Below are 26511 nucleotides of genomic sequence, written 5' to 3' on the forward strand. Positions count from 1 at the left end.
AGAGAAAAAATTTTATCAATTATTTATTTAGTGATGTAAGAAAAATCAGATAGATACTTTTCTGAACAACAAGGATTTCTACATACTGGTCATTACAACAATTTCTTTAGCGATTATACTTTCGGCAAATATGGCATCATCAAAAACAGATGATTTCTTAGGATGTGTATATCTTACACAATCTTAATTAAAATTTTGTTAAAAACAAACTTTTTTGAACCTTTTTTAGAAAATAAAATTGTAAAAATGACAAATCCATGCAACAGGCTTCTAAGCCTTTACAGTAAAGGATTTGAAAGAAATTTTATTTTAACGGAGATATCTCTGAAGGCCTTAGGAGGTGATAAAAAAATATCAGTTTATGGTATTTAAAAGCCAATACCTAAATAACGCTTTTTACGCTGATCGTACTTGTCAAAATTGAATTTATACAACTTCGCCGGTCGGTGAGGAACGTCGGCTTCTTCCTCGTTCAGGTCCATCAGCAAATCCATACTCAGGAACTTCTTGCGGAAATTTCGCCTGTCCAGTTGTACATCTAAAATAGCCTCGTAGAGATTTTGCAGTTCGCGCAGGGAGAATTTTTTAGGGAGAAGATTAAACCCGACCGGCTGTACCATCACTTGCTGCTTCAGCCGCTCATGGCAGGTATCCAGGATCTGTTTATGGTCAAATGCCATGTATTGTATGTCCTTGACACTGTGCCAATGGAGTTCATTATTATACATCTTCAGTTCTACATGCTCAATATTTACCAGGGAATAATAGGCCACCGTAATCACCCTCCCGGCAGGATGGCGCTGTATGCCGCCAAAGGTTTGCACTTGCTCCATATACACATCCTCCAGGCCCGTTCGCTCTTTCAATACCCGGTAAGCCGCAGCATCCAGTTCCTCCTCGGGCCGCACAATGTCGCCCAGGAGCGACCAGTTGCCCTTGAATTCCTTCAGGTCAGACTCAATTAATAAAACCTTTAACTCATCATTATTAAAACCAAAGATGACACAGTCGACCGAAATGGCGACCTTGAAATAATCTTTTATTTCAACAAGGTGTGTATTGATGTTCTTGGTGGACATGGATGACATCATAAACAACGTGGAATTACAATAAAATGCTGCTTTTCAAAACGTAGCTTCAAATAACATAAAAATTACCAAATTTTTGAAACTTTAAGCAGTATTTTTTCCATTTAACCCAGCGCTGGCCTTCGCCAGCAGAAAAGATAAGTTTATTTTTACAGCTCAGTTAAACGACTATGTATACAAAAGATATTGAAATAACCCTTAGCCAGATGGCCAAACAACTGCTGGACCACCAACAGAAGGACCAACTGCTTCACGCATCCATTGATGAAACCCTGGAAGGCCTCCGCCGGGTAATTTCGTATAACGACTGGCGTTATTACGTACAAAGCGATCCTGTACTGAGCGATTATGAATATGATCAGCTCTTTGCCTGGCTCAAGAAACTGGAAACCCTGCATCCTGACCTGGTTAGTGCCGACAGCCCTACCCAGCGCGTAGCCAAAGGCCTTACTAAAGAGTTTCCTACTGTGCAGCACCTGGTGCCCATGCTCAGCCTGGAAAACTCCTATAATGCGGATGACCTGATCGACTGGGACCGCAAGGCCCGCGAAGCCGCCGGACTCTCAGAAATTGAATATTGCATCGAACCTAAATTCGATGGCGCCAGTATTTCCCTGATCTACGAAAATGATATGCTCACCCGCGGCGCTACCCGTGGCGATGGTATCTCCGGTGACGACATCACCACCAACATCCGTCAGATCCGCAGCATTCCCCTCTCCGCCCGTTTTTCTCAATACGGTATCCAACAGATAGAAATACGTGGGGAAGTACTCATCAATAAAACCACCTTCAAAGCCTTCAATGAAAAGAGAATGGCTGAAAACCAGCCACCACTGGCTAATCCAAGAAACGCCGCTTCCGGCTCACTCCGGATGGTAGACCCTGCAGAAGTAGCCAAACGCGGCCTGGAAGCCTTTCTCTATCATATGAGCTACCATACCATGGAGCCAGGCAAAGACGAACCTGCACAACTGCAAACGCATAGCGGTACGCTGGACCTGCTGTCCACACTGGGCTTCAGGAGTCCCGCCAGGGAAAAGAAAGTAGTAAAAGGTGTGCAGGCGGTAATCGACTACTGCCTTTGGTTCGAAAATGAAAGGGATAACCTGCCATATGAAATCGATGGCATGGTCATCAAAGTAAATGACTACGCCCTACAGGATAAGCTGGGTATGACCACCCACCACCCCCGCTGGGCTATTGCCTATAAATTTAAAGCGCGCCAGTCCACCAGTAAACTCCGCGCGGTGGAATTCCAGGTGGGCCGCACCGGCTCCATCACACCGGTAGCTAAAATTGACCCGGTACATATTGGCGGAGTTACCGTGTCGTCCATCTCACTGTTTAACGAAGAGGTGATCCGCGAAAAAGACCTGAAGCTCGGCGATACCGTGCTGGTAGAAAGAGCCGGCGATGTAATCCCTTACATCGTTAAGTCCAATGCCGACCTGAGAGATGGTACCGAAACAGATATCGTGTTCCCTACCCATTGCCCGGTATGCCACGATAAACTGTTTAAGCCGGAAGGGGAAAGCGTATGGCGTTGTATCAATATTAACTGCGAAGCACAGGTAGTGGAGCGCATCATTCACTTTGTGAGTAAAGATGCGATGGATATCAGAAGCTTCGGAGAAAGCAACGTGCGCAAGTTTTATGCGCTGGGGCTGCTCAAAGATATCCCCGGCATTTATGAACTCGACTTCGATAAAATAGGCCAGCTGGAAGGGTTTGGGAAGAAGTCGCTCACGAACCTGCAAACGGCTATTGAACAATCCAAAGCGCAGCCACTGCATCGTTTGATCTTCGGCCTGGGTATCCGCTACGTAGGAGAAACCACGGCCAAAACCCTTGCTAATGCCGTATCCAATATAATGGACCTCGCACAGTTTACAGAGGAGCAAATTTTATCTCTGGAAGATATAGGACCAAAGGTGGCAGGGTCCATCAAACAGTTCTTTAGTAACGCAGATAACATACACATGTTGGAAAAGCTCGCGACCCTGGGCGTTAACATGACCAATACAAAAAGTGCTGCCGCCGGTACCGGTGAACTGAGTGGTCAAACTTTCCTGTTTACAGGTACACTGCATAAGCTCAAACGCAGCGATGCAGAAGAGATGGTAGAAGCACACGGCGGTAAAATCCTTAGTGGAGTAAGCAGTAAACTCAACTACCTTATTGTGGGAGATGATGCCGGCAGCAAGCTGGAAAAAGCAAAAAAAATCAATACTATCAGGATCTTATCAGAAGATGAATTCCTGGCAATGATACAGTAGCATGATGGATGATCAGTATTTTATGAAACAGGCACTCGCAGAGGCCCGCAAAGCTTTTGACGCAGGCGAGGTACCGATAGGCGCAGTAGTGGTGCTGAACGGACGTATTATTGGCCGGGGTTACAACCAGGTGGAAATGCTCAACGATTGTACCGCACATGCGGAAATGATTGCGTTGACGGCGGCATTCAATACTCTCAGCAGCAAGTACCTGATGGATGCTACGCTCTATGTAACCGTTGAACCCTGTCTGATGTGTGCAGGCGCATTATACTGGAGTAAAATCGGGCGCATTGTTTACGCAGCTCCTGATGATAAAAACAGCTATCGCCGCGCTACGGGTGCTACATCTCCCTTTCACCCCAAAACCAAACTGGAAGAGGGTCCGGGAAAGGAAGAGAGTCTGACTTTAATGAAATCTTTCTTCTCTTCACGTAGAAAATAATCCGCGCGAAGCGCGGAACATACGCCGAACGGAACCCAAGGTTTCGATTATAAAAGCAAAAGCCTGATGTGTAACACATCAGGCTTTTTTTATCAGATTGAGGAATCCTTACTTCTTAGGCATTCCCGGGTCCATCAGTTTATTCATGGCCATCATCTGCTGCATGGTTTTATCCATTCCTTCAGAAGAACCATCCAGGAAAATAACGTTACCCTTGCCGTTTTCAGCGAAGTTCTTGATAGCTTCTGTCCACATAGAGAAGAGGATCACGGAAGTATCAAGATTAGCCTGTTGCATTTCCTTAGCAGCAAGACTCATACCTTTGGCCACCTCTTCACGGAACAGGGCCACACCCATACCACGCAGCTGTGCTGCCTGGCGCTCTGCCTCTGCAGCAATTTTGATGGCATTACCATCTGCTTCAGCGGCTTTGGTTTTAGTGATCAGCAATGCCTGCCCTTCGTTTTCAGCAGCGGCTTTCAGGTTATTGGATGCTACCACCTGCGCCATGGAGCGCATGATAGCTTCGTCAAAAGTAATATCGTTCATCTGGAGGTCTTGCAGGTGATAGCCCCACTCTTCCAGCGTTTGGTCAATCTGTTCTTTTACGTGTTCTGTAATATCGCGGCGCAGTCCCAATACTTCCGACTGGCGTTTGGTAGCCACAAATCCGCGGATAGAACCCTCGATGGTACGTACGAGCGCCTGCATAAAGCTGCGTTCATCCATGAATTTGAAGGCCACGTTTTTAATGGTTTCTTCCTGTTGGTTCCATACAGAATACAACAGCATTGCTTTAAAGTATACATTGGCCTGGTCGATGGTAATCGCCTGGAACTCCAGTTCTACAGACCGGTTCTGGATGGATATTCTCTTGAAAACCTTTTCAATTACAGGAATTTTGAAGTTAAGACCAGGAGGAAGTGAACGATTGTACTTTCCAAAGATGGTGGTTACAGCAATGGTTCCCTGTTGCACCGTAACGAAACAGGACAACAGAAAAAGGACTGCCAATAGAATAATGACATACGTAGCAATTTGCATAAGCTTACAGTTTAGGTAGGGTTTGAATCCATAAATATAAGCAAATAAAATTCACCTGCCAGTTGGGTTGGACAGCCGGTATGGGGTTATTTTGAGGATTGTTTGTTAGAAGACAAACAATGGATGAACTGAGCTTAAAAATACAACGAATGAAAATCTAAAAAGCTAAGTCAAATCCTCTGTTTTCTTCTGAAGAATATGAATACGTCATCTAATTCAATCTGTTTCAATTGATAGGCAAGCCGGGTTCTCAGATCCTCTGTTTCATCTTTAATTTTTCTATACTGATCTTTCAAACTCTCATAACGGGCTACAATCTCTTCAGCAGAAGCCGTTTGTTCCAGCTGCAAAATGTAAAATGCTCTTTCCTCGGTTATCATAGTGATAGGGGTGTTTCAGCCAATAATCATATCTGGATGTTAATAAAACATTCATAATATTATTTTACTAAATTACTGGAGATTCAAAAGCGAGCAAATACCCAACCTTGGGTATTTTTCGAACTTTTTTAGCAATGTTTAGCAAAAACGACACCGGCTTGGGAACTCTTATACTTTGGTTTTCAGAAAAATACAATTTAAATGATAAAATTTCAACAGGTATAATGATTTGTTGGCATCAAATTTTATCTAGAAAAGTCTGCAAAAAACCGATACTATTTTCTCTTTAGTGGTTATTGAAATCCGATCTTACGTGCCAGTGAAACCAACTCTGTACTATTCCTGACTTTTAATTTCAGCCGGATGTTTTTGCGGTGAGTTTCCACCGTATACCTGCTGAGATTTAACGTGTTTGCAATTTCTTTATTGTTTAAGCCCTGTACAGCAAGGGCCAGTATATCTTTTTCACGGGCGGTAAGTTTATTCAACAGGTTTTCATTTTGCCGGCGTAGTATTTCAGCAAGTGCATCTGACAGGGCTGCATTGGTATCCATTGCGCCGGACAAGTCCAGGAAGGCACAGATGATTTCTACCACTTCCCCGTTTTCATTTTGCGTAAAAGGCACTTCGAGGCCTAATAGCCAGCGGTAATCATCTTCTCCCTGCTTCTTAATTCTAACAATGCCCCCGAATTGCCTTTTATGATTACGGAAAGATTGCTGGGCCACAGTGGCCAGTTTAAAGTCCTCCGGGTGCATGATACTTTTAAAAAAGTCCATGCCCAACCCTTCCAACTCGGCCGGTGTGCAACCAAATGCCTCCGCCAAACCCTGATTACACCAGGTTATACTTTTCTTGTTATTATCGTAGCTGTACAACATGGCGGGTACATGATGCAGGATACCTTCCAGCCATTGCACGCGATGCTTCAATTGCTCGTTCTCCTTTTGCAAGGCGGAGAGGGAAAAGTTCTGGCCTGATTCCGAGGCTGTCTGCATACTAAACGTTTTAAACAAACAATAGGTAACTCACAACATATAGGCATATACGAAAGTGCCTGTGTTACGTCCTGTTAAACCGAGTGTCTGTAAATTTAAAATAAAAAATCATATGTCCAACTCAACCATTCATGTGATGTGTGGATTATATATTTCTAATTGATAGGGGTATCAAAATTCTTAATTGATTTTTAGCCAGATAGGCAGTAAATTTGGCGACTATCTCGAAAAAAATATTATAAACCCATAAAAAACTGAGTTATGGCATTTACACTTCCGAGCTTACCTTACGCTACAGATGCGTTAGAACCACATATTGACAAACAGACAATGGAAATCCACCATGGTAAGCACCACCAGGCTTATGTTGACAACCTGAACAAAGCTGTTGCAGGCACTGAAAACGAAAACAAATCCCTGGAAGAGCTGGTAGCCAACGCTGGTAAAATCAGCCCTGCGGTAAGAAATAACGGTGGTGGTCACTGGAACCACAGTTTCTTCTGGAACATCATTGGCCCAAACAAAGGTGGTCAGCCTTCCGGTAAACTGGCAGACGCTATCAACAGCGCTTTCGGTTCTTTCGATGCTTTCAAGGAGAAATTTAATACTGCCGGTGCTACCCGTTTCGGTTCAGGCTGGGCATGGCTCATCGTGAAAGACGGTAAACTGGAAGTTACTTCCACTCCTAACCAGGACAACCCGCTGATGGACGTTGCTGAAGTAAAAGGCACTCCTATCCTGGGTGTTGACGTTTGGGAACACGCTTACTACCTGAAATACCAGAACCGCCGCCCTGAATACCTGGCTGCTTTCTGGAACGTAGTAAACTGGGATGCAGTTAGCGCCCTGTTCGAAAAAGCATAAGGATACTACCTGATAAAAAAAATCCTCCCCGCTAAAAGGCTGGGAGGATTTTTTATTTAGGGAGATGTTAACTGCGCAGTACGCAGCATCTCTTACTTCAGTTCTTTAATTTTCACGTTCTTAAACCAGATTTCGCTGCCATGGTCCTGGAGCGCAATCTTGCCTTTAGAGGCTTTGCCATAACCAGCAGCATCTTTCCACTTGCCGGTTTCTTTGGCCTTTTTCCATTCCGGACTATTGATGGTATACTCAGCCGTTTTCTGTCCGTTCAGCCAATGTTCCACATGTCCTTTATTGACAGTTATCTTCGTATGATTCCACTCCCCAATTGGGTTAGAAGCCGCTACCAGCGGAGGATTCATCGCATAATTAGCACCGGTTTTCTGCCAGTCTTCCAGCTTTTCAGGGAAGTTATTATCATCAATGATCTGGTATTCCGGCCCACTTAAATAAGGTGCATCAAATTCTTCCGTAACGAGATAAAGGATACCGGAGTTCCCTTTGGCCGCCAGTTTCCAGTCGGCATCCAGTTCAAAGTTTTCAAACTCTTTATCACTGGTGAGATCCGCACGCTTATCGCTCTTGTCCGTTTCGCTGCCTATACAGTGCAGGATACCGTTTTCCACCAGCCAGGTGTCAGTTGCCTTTCCTTTATAGCCATGCCATCCATCTTTGCTGGTACCGTTGAACAGCAGCTGCCAGCCTTCTGCTTTTTCTGCATCGGTCAGTACGTTATCTGTTGCAGATGCAGTTACCGCGGCCACTGCGGTGCTATCGGTTTTTTCTACTTTCACGGAATCAGCACTGGTACTGGTGTTTGCGCCACCGCAGGAAGCGGCGGTCAATACTACGGCTGATAATACGGGTACAATAAGTTTTTTCATGTTCATACTATTTAAGAATTAGCTCACTACTTTAAGATTGTTTGGATCCCATTTGATGATCTTGTTGTTGAAATAGCTGTCGTTACACAGCAATGCAGGTGCCGCCGCGCGGAAGCCGAATAACGGATCTTCTGCTACTTTACCTTTGTTGCGCATCGCGTTGAACAGGTTATAGAAGTGATCGAAGTGTGCGCCTTTGTAGCCCTGCTCTGCCTCGTACACCAGTTTCTCCGGTGGCAGCATGGACTTACGGTCATATACATACGATTTTCCGGTATTAGCGTTGTTTTTAGTAGCGGTCAGCGGATCGTTGTTATCCACCTCGTTGCGGTTCTTGTAAAGGGTTACCTTATCCCACTCTACTGTCATGGAACCTTCGCTGCCCACCATCCTGAGATAGTTGGTGCCACCGGTACCGTCTACGAAGTTGACACGGAGCGACAGGTTAAATGCAGGGTGTATGGCGGTTTCAGGATAGTCGAACATACCCAGCATGATATCCGGTACTTCTCTTCCATCTTTCCAGTAACGGAGGCCACCAGTAGCCATAACCTTATCAGGGCCTACGGAGCCTGTTACGAAATGCAGACTTGAAAACAGGTGCACGAACAGGTCGCCGGAAACACCGGTACCATAATCGCGGTAGTTACGCCAGCGGAAAAAACGCAGCGGGTCGAAATCGCGCTTGGGGGCGTTTTTCAGGTAAGCATCCCAGTCAACCGTTTTGGTGGAAGCGTCCGCAGGAATCGGATACTGCCATGCGCCTGTTGGCGACATACGTGCCCAGAAACCTTCGGCGTAATTGAGTTTACCAATGGCACCTTCAGCGAGCAGCTGCCTGGCCTTCTCATTGCCGAGAGAGCTCATACCCTGACTTCCCACCTGGTACACTACGTTGTTACGCTTTTGCGCATCTACTACTGCGGGACCTTCGGTGATATCGTGTACCATCGGCTTTTCGCAGTATACGGACTTGCCTTTGTTCATGGCAGCCACAGATATCTCTTTATGCCAGAAGTCAGGTGTAGCAATGATCACCGCGTCGATGTCTTTACGTTCCAGTATTTCATTGTAATTACGGGTAGTGTAGATGTCACCGCCCCATTTCTTTTTGGCATCGGCCAGTCGGCCGTCGTACAGATCACAGGCTGCAATCAGTTTTACACCTGGTACCGTAATGGCTGTGTTGGCATCTGCAGTGCCCATACCGCCGGCACCGATGAGTGCAATCTGGATTTGATCATTGGCACTGTACTTTTCGTTTAGTCGTGATAGTGATTCGATGTTCCGCTTTCTATCAGCCGCCGTAATGATGTTGGGGAGCAGTGATGCGCCTACTACCCCTTTGGCAAATTTGCTGATAAAATTCCTGCGGGAGTTTTCGTTGGAATTTACTGGCATGAGTACCCTTTTAGCTTTTTAAAATGATGATAGCTTAAGATAGGGACAATTGCTAATACTTGCAAAGTATAGGGAGAAGTTTTACATAGGCGGTTTTTTCATTCGCCTTCAGCGAATGAAAAAACCGCGGCAGGCGCCTGGCCTGGCACCCCCGTGTATGCTGATCCGAACTTTCTTTTTGCTGGCCTTCGGCCAACAAAAAGGGAAGGAATCACCGTGCCACAGGCCTGGTGATTCCTTCCCAAAAAAATGTCTGCCTTCCTATTTTGCCGGCGTCAGCAGTTTTTTATAAGCCGGCTGATCCAGCAGTAAAGCAATTGCTTTGTTTACTTCGTTATCCGACTGAAGGCCTTTGGCAATGCGGCCTTCCATCATATAGTACCGGTTTACGATTTCCTCTTCAAGGAGGCGTTTAATCTCTTCTTTATTTTTCAGCAGGTCCTGCTTTTTGTCGTGCTTCAGCTTTTGCTCCAGCTCTTCCAGGTCTTTGGACACTGCGTCATAGTATTTTTCTTTTCGGGCAGTGGTTTTGAAAGATTCCAGTGCATCTTCACTACGTGTTTTGTAGCTATAGTCCTTGTTCTCCAGGAAACGTTCGAAATCCTCGAAGTCGGCATCAGAGAAACTAAAGGCTGTAGCAGCCGCTATTTTAGGGTGACTATAATAGTACTGTGTAGCATAATCGAAAATGAACTGTTTGCGAAGCAGTGACACGGCAACCGGGCTCAGGTAGGTAGGATCAACCTTTGCATCCGGCTCTATACCGCCGCCATCTTTAACGGTTCTGCCGCTGATGGTTTTAAATGATTTCCTCATGGAGTCGGCTACGTAGTCCACGCTACCATCTTCTCCGCGGTGGGAGTAGTCGATGGCCTGGATACAGCGGCCGCTGGGCGTATAATATTTTGCGGTGGTTACTTTCAGTTTGGTGTTATAAGGCAGGCTGCGTGTGGTTTGTACGAGGCCTTTCCCGTAAGAACGTTGCCCTACGATGATACCACGATCGAGGTCCTGCATGGAACCTGCTACAATTTCAGCGGCGGATGCAGAGGAGTGGTTGGTAAGGACAGCTAATGGAATATGCAAATCAGCTGGTGCGCCGCTGGTTTCGTAGGTACGGTCCCAGTTTTTCACCTTGCCGCGTGTGCTTACGATCAGTTTATTTTTATCCACGAAGGTATTGGCTACAATCACGGCTTCGTCCAGCAGGCCGCCGGGATTACTGCGGAGGTCGAGGATGATACCTTTGATGCCCGGGTTAGTTCGTTTGAGCTGTTCAAAGGCTTTGCGCACCATGTCACCGGAGTTTTCGGTGAACTGGGTCATTTTGATATAGCCGATATCGTTCTTCACGAATCCTGAGTAGGATACCGGTTTCACGTTGATTTCCTGCCGTGCTATTTTTTTGGTGGTAGTGGCGTTGGTCAGCGGGTGTCGGAATACGATGTCGATGGTGGTGCCAGGTGTGCCTTTCAGGAGTTTGCTGATACTGTCCTGTGCGATGTTTTTCATGGATTTACCGTCCATTGATTCGATGATATCTCCGGGTTTCACATTGGCTTTATCCATAGGGCTGCCGGGATATATATCGGTGATGCTCGTCCATTCTCCGTTGGTATTGATGGAGGCACCTACGCCGCCATATTTGCCGGTGGCCATATATTTGAGTTCATCGAGGTTTTCTTCTGCGATGAAGTCGGTATACGGGTCCGTTTCATCGAGGATGGCCTCAATCCCCTTTTGAATGGTTTTTTCAGGCGGCAGGTCATCAACGTAGTAGGTGTCCAGCTCGCGGTAGAAAGCGGCGAAAATATCCAGGTTTTTGACAATCAGGAAGTATTTATTGTTTTCGTCGAAGGCGAATATACCGGTAGCGGTGCTCAGCAGCACCAGGATGCCGCAGACGAGTTTCTTTTTTCTGGTCAGGAAGTTACCCATACGAAGGTTACGATAGTTGAACAAATTGTCGTTGGCGGGTTATGGCACTGGGTCATAACCGTGGCCGCCCCAGGGGTGGCATGACAAGATACGTTTTATGGTGAGATAGCCTCCTTTAAAGAGGCCATATTTTTTAAAGGCTTCGAGTCCGTAGTTGGAGCAGGAAGGGGTATAGCGGCATTTTGCTCCCAGCCAGGGGGATATGAGCCACTGATAAAGTTTAATGAGGAATATGAAAGGATAACCCAACCAGCGCACAACACGGTTCATAAACTACTTTTATCAATAATTAGGAATGGGAGGCAGCGGGGGAACGGTTGGTTCGCCAGTGGCTGCCAGTTTCCTTAAAATTACCGAAATTTTGCTCTGGACGGTAGAAAAGGGCTGGATATTTTTGTCGGTGTAGATCAGGAATACAGCCAGTTTACGGGACTGAGACTGGAGCTGTTCATAGAGCTGGTGCTTTTGCAGGCGCCAGGCTTCGCGGGTCAATCGTTTGACCCGGTTTCTGTCGGTAGCATGTGGGAACCGCCGTGTAGAGGCGCTAAAGCCTACCTGTACAGGGTGCTTACCTGCCGGCAGTGCATCTACCGGCATATAAACCACCCTGTACGGAAAAACAGAAAACGCTTTTCCTTCCCGAAAAAGCGTTTCAATAAGTTTTCTGCTTTTTAACCTTTCTTCCTTTTTAAAAGAATAAGTTTTTATGGCAAATAGTATTTAGCTACTAATTATTTCAGCTTACGTTCGTCAGAAACAGTCAGCTTCTTACGACCTTTTGCTCTACGGGAAGCCAGTACCTTGCGGCCATTAGCAGTTTCCATTCTCTTTCTGAAGCCGTGAACGCTCTTTCTGCGTCTGTTATGCGGTTGAAAAGTACGTTTCATTTCTTTTATTTGTTTTTACCTGTACTATACTAAAACTCCCGTTAAGGGAAACTGTTTTTTAAAACGGAAGGCAAAGGTAGCAGATTTTTTTTGAAATGCGAAAATTATTGCCGGAAAATAAAAATGGAATGTGGAATTAGACCACATTCCATTCTCAATATATTGATTATCAATTATTTGATGCCCAGTTTAGTCTTTACAGGAACGAGGATATCGTCGCCTGCAGGAGAAACCAGCAGCATACCATTGCTGTTGTCGATCACATAACCGTAACCTTTTTCTTTAGCTACGTCTTCGATAGCCTTGCGGGCTTTATCGTAGATTGGTTTCAGCAACTGAGCCTGTTTTTCCTGAATTTTATTCTGAGAAGCTTCGCTGTAGTCCTGGATACGTTTCTGGATATCCTGCAGGTCCTTAGCTTTGATCTCCTTCATATTATCAGTCATGCTAGCTGCCTTGTCGTTGAATTCTGCGAGTTTTTTCTGGTATTCATCATACATCGCTTTACCGTCTCCTTCGAGAGATTTAGCGAATGTTTGCAATTCAGTTTCTGCTTTTGCAGTTTCAGGCATAGCAGTTACCAGTGCCTGAGCATTGATATGCGCTATTTTAGCCTGTGCCATTGCATTTACGCTGAACAAACCGGATACTGCCACAAAAGCAATAATAACGAACTTCTTCATGATGTTGTCTGTGTTTAAAAAAATTTAAATACTTATAGTTAAAAAATAGGTGCCAGCTTTATTTCTTTACGCCGAGGGATTTAAGAATCTCGTCACTTTTATCCAGTTTAGGATCGTAAAATATAACGGTTGCCCCACCTGATTTATCCAGTACGAAATCAAACATTCTACTGGCAGCGAGCTTCTGAACGGCATTATATATTCTATCCTGAATAGGCTTTACTAACTCCTCTCTTTTCTTAAACAGATCTCCCTCATAACCGAAACGTTTCTTTTGCAGGTCTTTGGCATCTTTCTCTTTCGCTACTATTTCGGCTTCTCTCTTTTGCTTTAATTCTTCGGTGAGCATTACCTGCTCCGCCTGATAAGATTTATACATCTTATCTACCTCCTGAAACTTGGCATCAATTTCTTTCTGCCACTGGTCAGCAACAGCATCCAGTTTCGTCTGCGCTTCCTTGTATTCAGGAATACTTTCCAGTATATATTTTGTATCTATCACACAATAGCGCTGTGCACTTGCTCCCCACGCTGCGGCCAGTATAAAGGCCATTGTAATAAATATTTTCTTCATGCTACATAGGATTTAAACTGCATCCCGGTTAGCCGGGTTAATTCATGCAATATATAATTTATTTTCTCATTATTCGGGTTCGAAACCGAGCATAAAGGTAAACTTAGCCGCGTTCTTCAGACCCTGACCAGGCTGTATCCTGTCAAATCCTATACCATAGTCAAATCCAAGCAAACCAAACATAGGCAGGTAGAAGCGCATACCCAGACCAGCAGAGCGACGCAGCCTAAAAGGATTGTAATCCTGGATGTCACGATAACCATTTGCTGCCTCCACGAAAGCCAGACCGAAGATGGTCGAACTTGGGTTCAAACTGAAAGGATAACGCAGCTCCATCACGTACTTGTTGAATACGGTGAAACCTTCGTAACCCACCGGCTGACCGCTTTCAGGATTCACATTCGGGTTGGAGGTATAATACACCGGATAACCTCTCTGGGAAATGATATCACGGTCATAGATCGCGAAGTTACTCAAACCATCGCCACCCAGCTCGAAGCGACCAAATGGTGACAAGGTAGTTCTGTTATTGTAACGGCCAATGTAACCAAATTTGGCAGCTACTTTCAATACGAAGGTTTTATTATCGCTACCCATTGGTTTGCTCAAAGGCACATACCACTCGGCATTGAAACGATATTTCTGGTACTCGATAAATTTAAACTGGTCAGCAATTGGTTCTGCCTTATAGTCCTTATCCGGATTAAACAGGGAATAAGGTGGTGTGAACTGTGCACTCAGCATAAAGTTGGAACCACTGCGCGGGAAAATCTGCTGGTCCACAGAAGAACGAGCCAGCTGCAGCTTCAGGTTCACGTTATTTGCATTACCATTCGCAAATCCCGGAATACCGAAGTAGTTATAGTTCTTCAGGCGGTACTGCTGATAGTTCAGTGAATATTGCAGGGAGAAATAGTCATCCGGCCATTTCAGCTGCTTACCCAGCGCTACAGAGGCACCCAATACGCGGAAGCTTCCGTTTGGCGAAGTGGTAGTATCGTTATACAGTTGCTTGTAGTAATCGTTGTAAGCATATGGGTTCTGATAGCTGCTGTAGAAGCTTACGCTCAGCATATTTCTCTTCTTACCACCCAGCCACGGCTCAGTGAAAGAGAAGTTATAGGAACGATATGCCTTACCGTTAGAAGATACACGGATAGAAAGTTTCTGGCCATCACCACTTGGTAAAGGATCCCAGGTCTCTTTTCTAAAGATATTTCTCAGGGAAAAGTTGTTGAAGGTAACACCGAGGGTACCGGTCAAACCGATGTAACCACCCCAGCCCGCGGAAAGTTCCAGCTGGTCGTTTGCCTTCTCTTCTACTGTATAATCAATATCCACTGTACCATCCTGTACGTTAGGTACCGGGTTCATACCAATCTTTTCAGGGTTGAAGAAGCCCAGGTTGGCAATCTCACGGTTGGAACGGATCAGATCCTGGCGGGAGAACTTTTCCCCCGGAATGGTACGCAGCTCACGGCGGATTACGTGCTCGTTGGTTTTTTCGTTACCAGCGATACGCACTTCCTTAATGGTAGCCTGCGGTCCTTCGCGCAATCTGATTTCATAATCGATGGTATCGCCATGGATCGCTGTTTCTACCGGATCGATCTGGAAGAACAGGTAACCATAGTCCATGTAGTAGCTGGTGATATCACCACCTTCCTGCGACATCTGCTTACCCAGGCGCTTTTCCAACAGTTCCAGGTTATAGATGTCTCCTTTTTTGATACCGAGGATTTTGGTCAGGGTGGAGTCGTTATACCTTACGTTACCTTTCCAGGTGATGTCCCCGAAGTAGTACTTTTTACCTTCAGAAACCTGGATATCGATATTCAGGTTTTTGCTGGCAGATTTGTAAGTGGTGTCTTTTACCAGTAACGCGTCCCTGTAACCATTCTTATTGTAGTAAGCGATGAGCTTACCTTTATCTTCTATGTATTTACCTTCGTTGAATTTGGCAGAGCTGAACAATTTAAAACGGAAATAAGGATCCAGCTGCTCCAGCGCCCTGGTAGGCTGCAGGAAACCGTAGGTTTGCCAGAAGTTGTCCGGCTGCGGGATGGAATCCTTGTAAAGCACTTCTCTGTCTGGGTGCAAGGTAATGTGGGTCATTTCCTTGGTACCTTTCATGCGCTTTTTCAGCTTGTTATCAGCGATATTGTAGTTATCAACAATGTTGATATTGTTGATACGGGTTTTATTTCCTTTATCGATGGTGAAAACGATAATGGCACTGTTCACGGCGCCGCTGTCGATACGCTGGTCCACACGGATGGTAGCGTTACCGAAGCCTTTATCCGCGTAGTACTTATGTACGGTACCAATTACGTTTTGTTTTACACCTTCACTCAGCACGTTTCCTTTACGAATACCTGCTTTACCGGCGATTTCATCTGCTTCTGTTTTTTTAATCCCTTTAAAGGCGAAGCTTCCGATACGTGGCATTTCCACCAGGTCAATTTCCAACCAGATCTTACCATCTTCGATTTTGGTAACATTGATGGAGGCACCTGCAAACAGGCGCTGTGACCAGAGGCTCTGCAAGGCTTTTGCAAACTGATCACCACCAGGGAATACCACCTTATCGCCTACGTTGAGGCCGGACAGAGACAGCAGTAATGACTTATCGAGATATTGGGTACCGGTAACGGTAATATCTGCAATCTCGTACTGTTGCGGGGTACTCACATTACTGGGGAATGTGTACTGAGGATCAGCAGGTGTTGGAGGTGGGGGTACGGTATCTTTGACTTGTGCGGATACACGGATCCCGGCGCCACAACATAATGCTATAGCCAGTAGGCCCTTAGGAAATAATTTCTTCATTCTGCTGAATTTGTTCGCTTGTTTTGCCAAAACGCCTTTCTCTGGTTTGGTAATTTAAGATGGCTTCGTAAAGATTCTCATTGCGGAAGTCAGGCCAGCGGGTATCTGTAAAATACAGTTCCGCATAAGCCAGTTGGTATAAAAGGAAATTACTGATCCTGCATTCTCCACTTGTACGGATCATTAACTCCGGATCCGGGAATCCGGCGGTACAGAGATATTTCTCGAATACATCGGCGGAAACAGTGGCCGGGTCCAATATACCTTTTTGTGCATCAGCTGCAATTTTTTTGGCCGCGTTCACAATTTCCCACCTGGCGCTATAGCTCAGGGCCATTATAAGAGTCAGGCCAGTATTATGGCTGGTCAGCGCGATGGCTTCTTCCATTTCCTGCTTGGCCTGGGCTGGCAACATGTCCAGATCCCCGATCACATTCAGCCTGATATTATTTTTTGAAAGGGTATTCACCTCCTTACGGATAGTGTTTACCAGTAATTCCATAATCCCATTCACCTCATAAACCGGGCGGTCCCAGTTTTCGGTGGAGAAAGCGTACAGGGTCAGATAACCGATCCCCAGTTCTGCACAGGTCTCTACTATATTGCGCACACTTTCAACCCCTTCGTGATGCCCGTACAGCCTGTCCTGTCCCCTCTCTTTAGCCCAACGGCCATTCCCGTCCATGATGATGGCGATGTGTTTCGGTAGCCGCTGTAAGTCCAATTTATCCTTCAAACTCATTTGTGTCAGGCGTATATTAACAGATTATAACAGATTTACTAAAAGTGTGCAAAGATACAAAAATAGAGTAATGACTTTTTTAGCCAAACGCGGCAGGGGTTTTTAACGTAGTTTTAACAGCGAATACAGCACCATAGCGCATTCCAGAGAATTCGCAGGTATTGTTTGGCTGTTTAACGGGAAAGTTTGCCCGCCGGTAGAAAGCCGGGCAAAGGTATCTAAAATTTGCAGTGATAAGAGGTAAATAATATGCTAATGGAGAGCTCGATAGTTATAAACTGGTCCTTATCCCGGCTATTGCCGCGCTGGAAGCCCTTTTCGCCCAGAGGAGTACCTACGGCACCCGACCGGTCCTGCAACTGATAAGCCACCGAAGGCTGCCCGTTGAACACCGGCGGAAACGCCGAAGCCCCGGCATAAGTGGTACTCACATCGTCCAGGTAATCGGTTTCTGTATACCGGTACACCGCCTCTATGGCCACATTCACCTTCCTGGAAATATTGTATTTGAAACCACCTCCGATCAGCCAGGCATAACTCAGCAGACTATACGGTTTTCGCTCCGGATACACCGAAGTCCCCTGCCCTTCCGTGTGCAGCGGCTGTAAAAAATATTTCTGGCCGTTCAGATAAGCATACGGATTATAGTGAAATACACTGATCCCCCCTGTGAAATATGGCGAAAATCTTCTATCTAACGAGCCGGGCTCAAACCGGAAAAAATTAAAATCTCCCTGAAAAGCCAACTCAAACAGATTGCTATTGAAACTCAGGTTCCTGCGCCGCTGAAACTCATTATCGTTATACACATCGGAATAACCCAGCTGCATATACCTGCCATGTGCCCTAACGCCCACATAATCATTGAAATACTTCCGGTAATAAATACCTACGGATGGCTTCATGGCATTCAGCGCCCTGCGGGTATTCAGATCGCCAAAATAATGAGCCGTTCCTACCGAAACACCCAGCTCCCCCACATATTCCAGTTCATTCTGGGCAGCAACGCTCCCCGACAGCAGCAATCCCGCCGCTAACAGCCATGCAGATACGAAGTTTCCAGGATATAAAAGTTTCTTGCGCATAAATCAGTTATACTTAAACGCTACAATACAGGATTTATTTAATATGTGAGGCAGGAAATTTTACCGGCACCTAAATCTTGATCATATTACGGGCATCAATACCCCAAAGCAGCTTATTCCGGAGGGTGTGCAGAAAATTGCTGTCATCCAGTCGTAACAGACTGAGTTTGAACGACTCTTTTCGTATAGCCAGCTGCACATTGCTGTCAATCGTTTCCATCCGCGAATCAAGGGTGCAAAGGAACTGGTCGCTACGGCCCTCCACTTCAAAGGAAATCACATTATCGTCCGGCACAATGATGGGCCTTACATTGAGGTTATGCGGTGCCACCGGCGTGATGACAAAGTTGCCGGCATCCGGAAATACAATAGGACCGCCACAGCTGAGGCTATACCCGGTAGAACCGGTTGGGGTGGACACAATCAGGCCGTCAGCCCAGTAGGTATTCAGGAACTCTCCGTTCAGGTAGGTATGAATTTTTACCATCGCGGAAGTATCTTTCTTGTGAATGGTAAACTCATTCAGCGCATACGGAATATCGCCAAACAGGGGAATATTGGCATCCAGGTGCACCAGGCTACGGGTATCCACGATATAGGTGCGGTTCAATAAGGCCTGCACCAGCCCATGGATCTCATCTTTACCAATGCTCGCTAAAAACCCGAGGCGCCCGAAGTTGATACCGATCACCGGAATATTCGTATCCCGGACGTAGCAAACGGTATCCAGCAGCGTTCCATCTCCTCCTAAACTTATTAGAAAATCTATTTTACCAGGCAGCTCCTCCGCGGTAAAAAAAACGTTGGGAGGCACTTCAAAATTAATATGCTGTACCAGCGTACGATAGAAAGGTTCATACAGGATCGCCGTAATTTCTACGCGATGCAGTTCATCCAGCAATAAGCGGATATTTGTGATGTCTTCTGTGATAAATCCTCTGCTATATAGTGCTACCTGCATACCTGTTAAACTTTACATATCTATACTCGTGTGTAAAAATAGGCCTTTTTGCCCTAACTGGTTAAAGCTGTACTCTATACGAAGACAGGTATCGTAGAAGGAAACGATGTCGAGCCCAAAGCCGCCGCTATACAACATACGGTTATTTAACTCGCCGTTGCCGGGGAATTTGGAGTAACTGTAACCACTGTCGCCATATGCTTTTACAAAGATCCGCAGCGGCACAGAACTGAATTTTTTAGGCACTACCGGCAGCCGGAAACGGGTGGATAGCACCTCCTGGCGCAAGCTGGTTTTCACAATGGCGAAGCTTGTACCATCCACTACAAAGTATTCGAGGCCCCGGAGGTAATCATCGCCATAACCCATTGCCTGGCGGTTAATATACGGCTGATCCGCCCCGAACTTGGCCATACTGCGTAAACCTGCAGCCAGATATGTTTTGGCCGCCAGCTGCCAGTATTTGGCAACGTTGAGCCGTATACGAAAATCATTGATATCATTGAGTCCTGCAAAGCCTCTTTTACCTATCTCCCCCATCACCCGCAGGCCTTTCAGCGGATACTGCCAGCTATCTGCCTTCACATATTCCATGCGGTAAACCAGGTCGAGGTAATTCACCCGGGTACGCCCGTCGCCCAGGTAATCCGGGTTGAGGATGGCCACGGAGTCCACCACTTTTTCATAGTTATAGGCCAGTATCACCTTATGGCGGGTATTGATGCCGGGTCGATAGCTGTAGGTGAGCCCTACATTATATATTTGCCGCACAAAGCCATCCTGGCGGAAAAAGAGCTGCTTATTAAAATCCGTACTGTCGTTTACCTCGCGGTTACGGCTGTACGCAAAGGAGATGCCCAGGCCATGGCGGTAACGTTTATCAATATACGGTACTGAATAGGAAAAGGAAATCCGCTGGGTATAACCTACCTGGATACCGGCATTGAGTTCGTCGTTGCGGCCGGTGAGATTACCCTGGGAACCTTTAACCCCCACATTTACGCGGTCGAGACTATGATTTTTCTCTACCCACCATTGGTTGAAGTTCCTGTCCGCCAGCTTGAAAATGGGGAAAGCGAAGGTGTACCATCTCTCCCACACATCAAAAACAAGGTCTGCATGATCCCCGTCCCAGTTTTTAACGTTGGCGGTCACATTCAGGAACAGGGAGGTATTGAGGAGCTGCTTGCGGCGTTCCTCGAGTGTTTCAGCGAGATCTTTAAGGTAGATCGTATCTCCCGGCACGGTACTTAATTCCCGGAGGATGATGGTGGTACGAGTTTTCTTATTCCCGGTGATGATTACATTTTTAACAATAAGATATCCCTGGTTATCTGGGGTATCACTGGTATTTTGGGCTGCCACGGGCAACACGATTCCAAGCAGGCACAATATTACCAGCAAAAAGCAGCAGCGTCTCAGCATGTAGGCACAAAAAATTAATGACTAAAACCAAATATAATAAATTGGCGATGGAAATTACATGCTGATATAATTCATCAACAGATCATAATTCTTTTTGACGAGGTCTTCTTCCTGGGCTTCGGAGAAGAGGTATTTGATGGTGTAGTTAAAACGTTCGAAAGTGGCTACCAGGGCCTGGAGATCAAGACGGTTAGTTTTGAGTAATACTTCGAGCCGGCCGGTTTGCGGATCAGTAATGGTTTGAACGCTGAGCAGGCTTACATCGTTGGATTCAGCGATGCGGGCAATTTCACTCAGGCTGTAATCACGCGGGTCGAGGTCCAGTGCGATAAGGCCTCCGGGGTCTTTCACGGCGTTAAACTGCGCCAGTGCAGCCAGGAGAGTATCTTTGGAGATCAGTCCCAGGTAATCATTATCTTTTGAAACAACGGGCAGCACGGAGAGCTTAAACTCATAAAACAGTTTAAGTGCTTCGAGGTGGTGTGCCTGTTCAGGGATGGCGGGTTTAAGGTTACCGTATGGCGCTGCTTCCAGGAGTATATCCGGATCTTCCCAGTCCAGCACGGTATCTTCGTCGATCAATGCTGCATACTTATCCTCCACTACCAATGGCAGCTGGGTCACGTGGAACTCGTTCATCAGCCGCAATGCTTCTGTGCCCGCATCGTTTGGATGCAGTACAGGAATAGTGGTAGATATGAGTTCTCTGGCAATCATCGTCGTGTATTCTTACTACAATAATAACAAAGAAAATCCCAACAGAAAAACAATTTCCATGAACAGGCCTGTCAGGGCATGCTGCAATAGCATTGCACACGCATGCTATTCTATACCAATAAGTTGGTCTATTTGTTCTTTAAACTATCCAGAAACTTATGCAGGATCACATTAAATTCACCGGGAACTTCCATCATAGGTGCGTGCCCGCACTTGTCTATGAACTCCAGTTGGGAGTTTGGAATTAATTTTTGGAACTCTTCACCCACCATTGGCGGGGTGATCGTATCATTTTTACCCCAGATCAGCATGGTGGGCTGCTTGATTTCACGGAGTTCATCGCCCAGATTATGCCGTATGGCGGATTTTGCCAGGGTGATGATCTTGATTACCTTGAGTCGGTTATTAACGATTTCGAACATTTCATCTACCAGCTCTTTGGTAGCGATGGCAGGATCGTAGAAAGTAAGTTCTGCTTTCTTGCGGATGTATTCATAGTCGCCACGTTTAGGATAGGTTTCGCCCATACCGTTTTCGAACAAGCCGGAGCTGCCGGTGAGGATCAGCGATTTCACAGGAGCTTCAGGATGCTTGAGCAGGTATACGAGTGCGACATGCCCACCGAGGGAGTTACCCAGCAGGTGAATGTTGGTGTAACCTCTGGCTTCCACAAACTTGTGAACATATTTAGCCAGGCCGCCAACGGATGTTTCCAGGATGTTTAAATCATACAGGGGTAGCATCGGGATAACCACCTTATTGTACTGCTTGAAATATTCGATCATGTGCGAGAAGTTACTCAACGCACCGAATAATCCATGCAATAGCAGCAGTGGTTCACCTTCTCCTTCTTCTATAAAACTAAATTTACCCTGTGTTTTGATTTCGTAATCCATTGCCTAATCTTGAGTCAATTTTACGCTAAAATAATTCTTTTTATTAATCTAAATAATCTTTGAAGAGAGTCAACTAGGTTGAATATGGTGGGCTGCTTCTTCAAAGAAAGCCTGCAATTGTGTGAACAGATCTCTGAAAAGAGGGATCACCTTTCCTATATTATCCACTGTCCACGGGCCTACTTTTTCAATATAGGGATATACTACAGACTGCAATTTGGTTTCGGGACTGAGCCAGTACAGTTGGTTGGCCATCCACAGCAAAACGCTGTAAATTATTATAAAAATGGCGCTATACAATAAAATTCCACCCAATTTATTGAGCCAGCCCAGCAAAACCAGCTCTACCATGCCTTGCAGAGCGGTGGCGCCCAATCGCACCAACAATACTACGGCCAGAAACAGGCAAATATAACAAAGTGCAGGCAGCCAGATGAAGTGTAGGTTCCAGTGTTGTTGTACGTATAATGCTGTAACCGCGCTGAGTTTTAGTGCTACGACCATGCCCAGTACCAGGCCGATCATGGAAAACACGGCGACGATCAGGCCCCGTGTAAACCCTTTGTATATGGCAAAAACCATGATAATGGCGAAGAGTACATCTATCGGCATGGGCGAATTTGGAAGAGCGGCTTTATCAATAGCACCTTTCAGATGCAGCGAGGAAGCCGCCCGGCGACACCGAAGTTGCCGCCGGAATGATAAAGCCCCTTTATATTATTATTTCAATAATTCCTTTACCATAGCAGAAATAGCCTTTCCGTCGGCCTTGCCCGCCAGTTGCTTGGTAGCTACGCCCATCACTTTGCCCATATCGGCAGGTGAAGCAGCGCCTACAGACGTAATAATCTGACTCAGCGCAGCGCGCAGTTCCGCCTCATCCATCTGTTTAGGCAGGAAACGCTCAATCACTACCAGCTCCTCTTCTTCCTTCACCGCCAGGTCTTCCCTGTTCTGCTGTCTGAAGATATCCAGGGAGTCGCGGCGTTGTTTAGCCAGCTTCTGTAAAATTTTGCTTTCTTCGGCTTCGGTAATTTCACCGTTGCCACCTTCTGCTGTTTTAGCCAGCAGGATCGCCGCCTTAATTGCACGCAGTGCGCGCAGGTCAGCCTCTTTTTTGCCCAGCATCGCAGCTTTGATCTCTGCGTTGATAGTCAGTTCTAATGACATATGGTTAATTTTAATGGATTATTATTTTTGTTCAGCCGCCTGTTTGTCCTGGAATTTCTGATAGAAATCCTTTGCAAAAGCGCGCATCTCTTCACCCTGGTCTTTGTACTGGGTAGCTCTCACGTAGGTATCCGCCATGGTCATCAGGGTCTGGAAAAAGAAGTCGGCCATTTCGTCTACCATCATATCTTTTGTCCACAGATCTATACGCAGCGCAGCCTTTTCAGCCGGGTCCCAGAAGGAAACCATCATCGCTTTGGCTTTGGTCATACGCTCTTCCCTGTTATCCGTTGCACTCCAGGCTATTGATTCGGGTATCTTATTCTCGTCCAGTCCAACCTGGATCTGTATGGTAGATGTCTTACTCATGATTTTCAATTAAGGCCACAAAAATAGGTATCATTTAGGGATTTTGTGGTACCGGACCTGTCATAGCGGTCCAAAGCTCTTCTGCGGCCTTTTCCCAACTGTTGAAAGCCTTTTGTGGCGGTATTCTGGTGAGCAACAGCGATCGCAGCTGCTCGTCTTTGTAAATACGACTCATTTTGTCGGACAGGTCATCCAGGTCCGCCGGGTCAGAAAATAAAGCGGCATCGCCCGCAGCCTCCAGTGCAGCTTTCCCTTCAATAGCCACTACCGGCACCTGGCATTGCTGTGCGGCATACACCGGTAAGGCTAACCCATCAAGGCGCACCGGATATATCAGCGCATAGGCTCCCCCTGTGAGTTTTGCCAGCGTTTCCAGGTCGGCATCCTGAATCCAGTTTACATCATTGCGGAATTTATAGGAAGGCAGGGCCCTGGCTATTTCCGCACCAGCCGCCGTGGCTGATCCGGCAATCACCAGTTTGATACTGGATAACTGTCGGCGCTTCAGTGCTGAAAAAGCCTTGAACAGCGGCATAATATTATTACGGGGATGTAACCCGGCAGTCACCAGAAAATACTCTGCTCCTCCGGCAAATTCCCGTTTCACGGCCTCGCGGTCATCCCATTCCAGTGGTTTATATAAATCACTCAGGCCGATGTCAAGCACGGTCAGCTTAGGCGCCACGGAAGGGGCAAAATCCAGCACGGCCTCTTTTCCTGTTTCTGAAAGTACCGCTATGCTGCGCGCCCTCCAGAGGTAGTTCATCAGATTTTTCTTCAGTCGCTTTTGCTGGGCAACAGATTGCAAACCGGCATCCAGCAGGAACGACAGGTCCCTGATCAGCAGCGTGGCCGGTATCTTGCTACGCAAAGGCAATGTACCATCCAGGCCCAGGTAAAGGTCCGGCTGAAAGGCCTTCATGGCCCTTGGCAGCTGCCATTCCAGCCACCAGTATAAATGCCAGGCCTTCTCCCCGCGCAGCGGCAACACCACCGGCGTTACGTTTGGCGGCAATTCCATCCCCGCAGGCACAGGCCCGTCAAAGAATAAAATAAACTGATGCTCCGGCTGTTGCCTGCAAAGTGTAACTATGATTTGTGTGGCCACCGCCCCGGTGTCAGCAGGCAAGTCCCTGCGAAGGCAAGCGGCATTAACAGCAATTTTCATAAAAAAGAAAGTCTTGATCTGCCAGCCTGCAAACCTAAAGCATTTTCTGCTATGGTACTAATTACTAATACCTATAATGGCTTCTTGTTAGTGATATAGAAGATCTTTGGTGTGGCAACGTTACCGGAATTACCGGCTGAAGTGAGGTTGATGGTAACCTTGTAGGTTTTTAATTCTTTCAGATGCTTTAAAGTAACATCATAAGTAGCACTGGTGCTGTTTGCTACGGCATCCTGATCCTGCCCTATACCTGCAGGATCCGACACCACGTTTAAACTGGTGATCACCCCTTTTTCCGGCATCTTGCTGTCCACCTTCACCTTAAAAGTAAAGCTGCTGTCCAGCGCCTGGTTATAGGCACCCTCTTCCACCCCCGACAGACTAAATTTAAGCGCCTCTTCCTGCACTACCGGAGGAGTGTCTGTTCCTTTGTTCTTCTTTTTGCAAGCGAAAAATGCCACTGCGCTCAGCAGGACAACAGCGGGAAGATAGGTTTTCAATACCATAGCATTAATAATATCAGTAAAATTAAATTTTTAAAACATGTAAATCAAATTTTACTTCTGACGTCCAGGGCATCCCGCAGCCCATTCCCTAACAGGTTGAAAGCCAATACCAGTATCATTATAGCTATCCCCGGCGCCAACGCTAAAGCGGGGTTATGGGTGATGATGAAATTGTAATTTTCTTTTATCATGAGGCCCCACGAGGGTTGCGGCGGCTGTACCCCCACCCCCAGAAAACTTAACCCGGCCTCCACCACAATGGCCGTGGCAAAGTTGCCGGCAGCTACCACCATCACGGGCCCGAGGATGTTAGGCAGAATATGTTTTACGATGATCCGTCCATTGCGGTATCCCAAAGCCCTGGCGGCTTCCACAAACTCCAGCTGCCTGAGTGAAAATATCTGTCCGCGGATAATCCTGGCTACCCCCACCCACATAGTAAGGCCCACGGCAATAAATACCTGCCAGAACCCCTTACCCAGGGCCAGCGTGAGGGCAAATACCACCAGCAGCGTAGGCATAGCCCATACCACATTCACGAGCCACATCACCAGGTCGTCCGTACGGCCGCCATAGAAGCCGGCAATAGCGCCCAGGAACACCCCGATGGTCAGCGAGATAATTACCGCTATAACGCCCACGCCTAAACTCACACGGGTGCCAATGATGAGGCGACTAAGTATATCCCTTCCGAATTTATCGGTACCCAGCCAGTAGGTTTGTGTAAAAACCTGCTCCCTGGTCACCTGTTGTTGTAAGGTTTGCCAACTGCCATGGGCTGCCGTCGGCCTGCCATACACCACTACATCCAGCGGATAAACTTCCTTCACGGTAGTGGCCTCATCTACATAATGTTGGATAACAATAGTGGAGTCTTTTATCTGGTGAGATGCTATTGGAATCCAGGTATAAGCGGATGGCTCTCCTGCAATCAACCGGGAGAAAAAGCCGGTACGTGGCAGTTCCTGGTCTTTTCGTACAGCCAGCATGGTTACCCTGAAGCCCGGCCGCTGCCCTTCTACTTCCAAAACCATCCTGTTAGCGTTTGGCGTATGATCCGGCGCAATAAAGTAGGCCAGGATGCTGATCAGCACCGACAGGCACACGATCAACAATCCTGCAACAGCACCTTTGTTGCGCAGCAGTCGTTTGAAAGAAGTTTCAGGAGCAGACAATCG

Annotated in this window: 28 protein-coding genes; 3 read left to right on the forward strand and 25 right to left on the reverse strand. The window is 46.6% G+C overall.

Annotated features, from left to right (window positions below):
• Window positions 1-368: 368 nt before the first annotated feature.
• Entirely contained in the window at window positions 369-1091 is a 723-nt protein-coding gene (locus BUB18_RS19510) for an NUDIX hydrolase (RefSeq protein ID WP_245805703.1), read from the reverse strand.
• Window positions 1092-1258: 167 nt separating this feature from the next.
• On the opposite strand from BUB18_RS19510, the gene ligA reads away from it, so the two are divergent.
• Both ligA and BUB18_RS19520 read left to right on the forward strand, forming a co-directional pair.
• Window positions 1259-3367: an NAD-dependent DNA ligase LigA gene (ligA, locus tag BUB18_RS19515; protein ID WP_073084313.1), complete on the forward strand. Its 2109-nt coding sequence runs from the start codon at window positions 1259-1261 to the stop codon at window positions 3365-3367.
• Window positions 3368-3371: 4 nt separating this feature from the next.
• Window positions 3372-3812 (forward strand): nucleoside deaminase, encoded by a 441-nt coding sequence (locus BUB18_RS19520; RefSeq protein WP_178372165.1) that lies wholly within the window; start codon window positions 3372-3374, stop codon window positions 3810-3812.
• A 108-nt stretch (window positions 3813-3920) separates the two neighbouring features.
• Here the strand turns inward: BUB18_RS19520 and BUB18_RS19525 are convergent, their stop codons facing one another.
• The 3 genes from BUB18_RS19525 to BUB18_RS19535 form a co-directional block, all read right to left on the reverse strand.
• The gene (locus BUB18_RS19525; protein ID WP_073084317.1) at window positions 3921-4856 is read right to left on the reverse strand and encodes an SPFH domain-containing protein; all 936 of its coding nucleotides are present in this window, start codon (window positions 4854-4856) and stop codon (window positions 3921-3923) included.
• Between the two features lie 170 nt (window positions 4857-5026).
• Window positions 5027-5236, reverse strand: coding sequence for a C2 domain-containing protein (locus BUB18_RS19530; protein WP_073084319.1), 210 nt, complete (start codon window positions 5234-5236; stop codon window positions 5027-5029).
• A 293-nt stretch (window positions 5237-5529) separates the two neighbouring features.
• Window positions 5530-6234, reverse strand: coding sequence for a LuxR C-terminal-related transcriptional regulator (locus BUB18_RS19535; protein ID WP_073084320.1), 705 nt, complete (start codon window positions 6232-6234; stop codon window positions 5530-5532).
• 261 nt (window positions 6235-6495) lie between these two features.
• Between BUB18_RS19535 and BUB18_RS19540 the strand changes: the two genes are divergently transcribed.
• A complete protein-coding gene (locus BUB18_RS19540; protein WP_073084322.1) occupies window positions 6496-7098 on the forward strand; it encodes a superoxide dismutase in 603 nt (200 codons plus the stop codon).
• Between the two features lie 92 nt (window positions 7099-7190).
• Here the strand turns inward: BUB18_RS19540 and BUB18_RS19545 are convergent, their stop codons facing one another.
• The 21 genes from BUB18_RS19545 to BUB18_RS19645 form a co-directional block, all read right to left on the reverse strand.
• On the reverse strand, window positions 7191-7982 hold the full coding sequence (locus BUB18_RS19545) for a 3-keto-disaccharide hydrolase (protein WP_083550318.1): 792 nt from the start codon (window positions 7980-7982) through the stop codon (window positions 7191-7193).
• Window positions 7983-8000: 18 nt separating this feature from the next.
• Complete coding sequence (locus tag BUB18_RS19550; RefSeq protein ID WP_073084325.1) at window positions 8001-9383, reverse strand: Gfo/Idh/MocA family protein; 1383 nt, start codon at window positions 9381-9383, stop codon at window positions 8001-8003.
• A gap of 261 nt (window positions 9384-9644) precedes the next feature.
• Complete coding sequence (locus BUB18_RS19555; protein WP_245805704.1) at window positions 9645-11345, reverse strand: S41 family peptidase; 1701 nt, start codon at window positions 11343-11345, stop codon at window positions 9645-9647.
• A 15-nt stretch (window positions 11346-11360) separates the two neighbouring features.
• Window positions 11361-11591 (reverse strand): membrane protein insertion efficiency factor YidD, encoded by a 231-nt coding sequence (yidD, locus tag BUB18_RS19560; protein WP_073084329.1) that lies wholly within the window; start codon window positions 11589-11591, stop codon window positions 11361-11363.
• Between the two features lie 12 nt (window positions 11592-11603).
• Complete coding sequence (locus tag BUB18_RS19565; protein ID WP_317043091.1) at window positions 11604-12041, reverse strand: ribonuclease P protein component; 438 nt, start codon at window positions 12039-12041, stop codon at window positions 11604-11606.
• 11 nt (window positions 12042-12052) lie between these two features.
• On the reverse strand, window positions 12053-12208 hold the full coding sequence (gene rpmH, locus BUB18_RS19570; RefSeq protein ID WP_012788729.1) for a 50S ribosomal protein L34: 156 nt from the start codon (window positions 12206-12208) through the stop codon (window positions 12053-12055).
• A 173-nt stretch (window positions 12209-12381) separates the two neighbouring features.
• A complete protein-coding gene (locus tag BUB18_RS19575; protein ID WP_073084332.1) occupies window positions 12382-12891 on the reverse strand; it encodes an OmpH/Skp family outer membrane protein in 510 nt (169 codons plus the stop codon).
• Between the two features lie 58 nt (window positions 12892-12949).
• The gene (locus tag BUB18_RS19580; protein ID WP_073084334.1) at window positions 12950-13465 is read right to left on the reverse strand and encodes an OmpH/Skp family outer membrane protein; all 516 of its coding nucleotides are present in this window, start codon (window positions 13463-13465) and stop codon (window positions 12950-12952) included.
• 69 nt (window positions 13466-13534) lie between these two features.
• Window positions 13535-16294, reverse strand: a complete 2760-nt coding sequence (locus BUB18_RS19585) for a BamA/OMP85 family outer membrane protein (protein ID WP_073084337.1) — start codon at window positions 16292-16294, stop codon at window positions 13535-13537.
• Window positions 16275-17036, reverse strand: a complete 762-nt coding sequence (locus BUB18_RS19590; protein WP_073084338.1) for an isoprenyl transferase — start codon at window positions 17034-17036, stop codon at window positions 16275-16277. Before BUB18_RS19590 ends, BUB18_RS19585 begins: the two co-directional genes overlap by 20 nt.
• A gap of 218 nt (window positions 17037-17254) precedes the next feature.
• Entirely contained in the window at window positions 17255-18121 is an 867-nt protein-coding gene (gene porG / locus BUB18_RS19595) for a type IX secretion system protein PorG (RefSeq protein ID WP_073084340.1), read from the reverse strand.
• Window positions 18122-18191: 70 nt separating this feature from the next.
• The gene (locus BUB18_RS19600) at window positions 18192-19082 is read right to left on the reverse strand and encodes an NAD kinase (RefSeq protein ID WP_073084342.1); all 891 of its coding nucleotides are present in this window, start codon (window positions 19080-19082) and stop codon (window positions 18192-18194) included.
• Between the two features lie 12 nt (window positions 19083-19094).
• Entirely contained in the window at window positions 19095-20507 is a 1413-nt protein-coding gene (locus BUB18_RS19605; protein WP_073084344.1) for a POTRA domain-containing protein, read from the reverse strand.
• Between the two features lie 54 nt (window positions 20508-20561).
• Window positions 20562-21224, reverse strand: a complete 663-nt coding sequence (locus BUB18_RS19610; RefSeq protein WP_073084346.1) for a CBS domain-containing protein — start codon at window positions 21222-21224, stop codon at window positions 20562-20564.
• 128 nt (window positions 21225-21352) lie between these two features.
• Window positions 21353-22120: an alpha/beta fold hydrolase gene (locus BUB18_RS19615; protein ID WP_073084347.1), complete on the reverse strand. Its 768-nt coding sequence runs from the start codon at window positions 22118-22120 to the stop codon at window positions 21353-21355.
• A gap of 69 nt (window positions 22121-22189) precedes the next feature.
• Window positions 22190-22732 (reverse strand): CvpA family protein, encoded by a 543-nt coding sequence (locus tag BUB18_RS19620; protein WP_073084349.1) that lies wholly within the window; start codon window positions 22730-22732, stop codon window positions 22190-22192.
• A 108-nt stretch (window positions 22733-22840) separates the two neighbouring features.
• Window positions 22841-23290 (reverse strand): GatB/YqeY domain-containing protein, encoded by a 450-nt coding sequence (locus tag BUB18_RS19625; RefSeq protein WP_073084350.1) that lies wholly within the window; start codon window positions 23288-23290, stop codon window positions 22841-22843.
• Between the two features lie 21 nt (window positions 23291-23311).
• A complete protein-coding gene (gene gldC, locus BUB18_RS19630) occupies window positions 23312-23659 on the reverse strand; it encodes a gliding motility protein GldC (protein ID WP_073084352.1) in 348 nt (115 codons plus the stop codon).
• Between the two features lie 34 nt (window positions 23660-23693).
• The gene (locus BUB18_RS19635) at window positions 23694-24827 is read right to left on the reverse strand and encodes a glycosyltransferase (protein WP_083550321.1); all 1134 of its coding nucleotides are present in this window, start codon (window positions 24825-24827) and stop codon (window positions 23694-23696) included.
• A gap of 71 nt (window positions 24828-24898) precedes the next feature.
• A complete protein-coding gene (locus BUB18_RS19640; protein ID WP_143160011.1) occupies window positions 24899-25327 on the reverse strand; it encodes a hypothetical protein in 429 nt (142 codons plus the stop codon).
• A gap of 50 nt (window positions 25328-25377) precedes the next feature.
• The gene (locus BUB18_RS19645) at window positions 25378-26508 is read right to left on the reverse strand and encodes an ABC transporter permease (RefSeq protein ID WP_245805705.1); all 1131 of its coding nucleotides are present in this window, start codon (window positions 26506-26508) and stop codon (window positions 25378-25380) included.
• Window positions 26509-26511 lie beyond the last annotated feature (3 nt).

It is taken from the genome of Chitinophaga jiangningensis (assembly GCF_900142605.1).
Lineage (GTDB): Bacteria > Bacteroidota > Bacteroidia > Chitinophagales > Chitinophagaceae > Chitinophaga > Chitinophaga jiangningensis.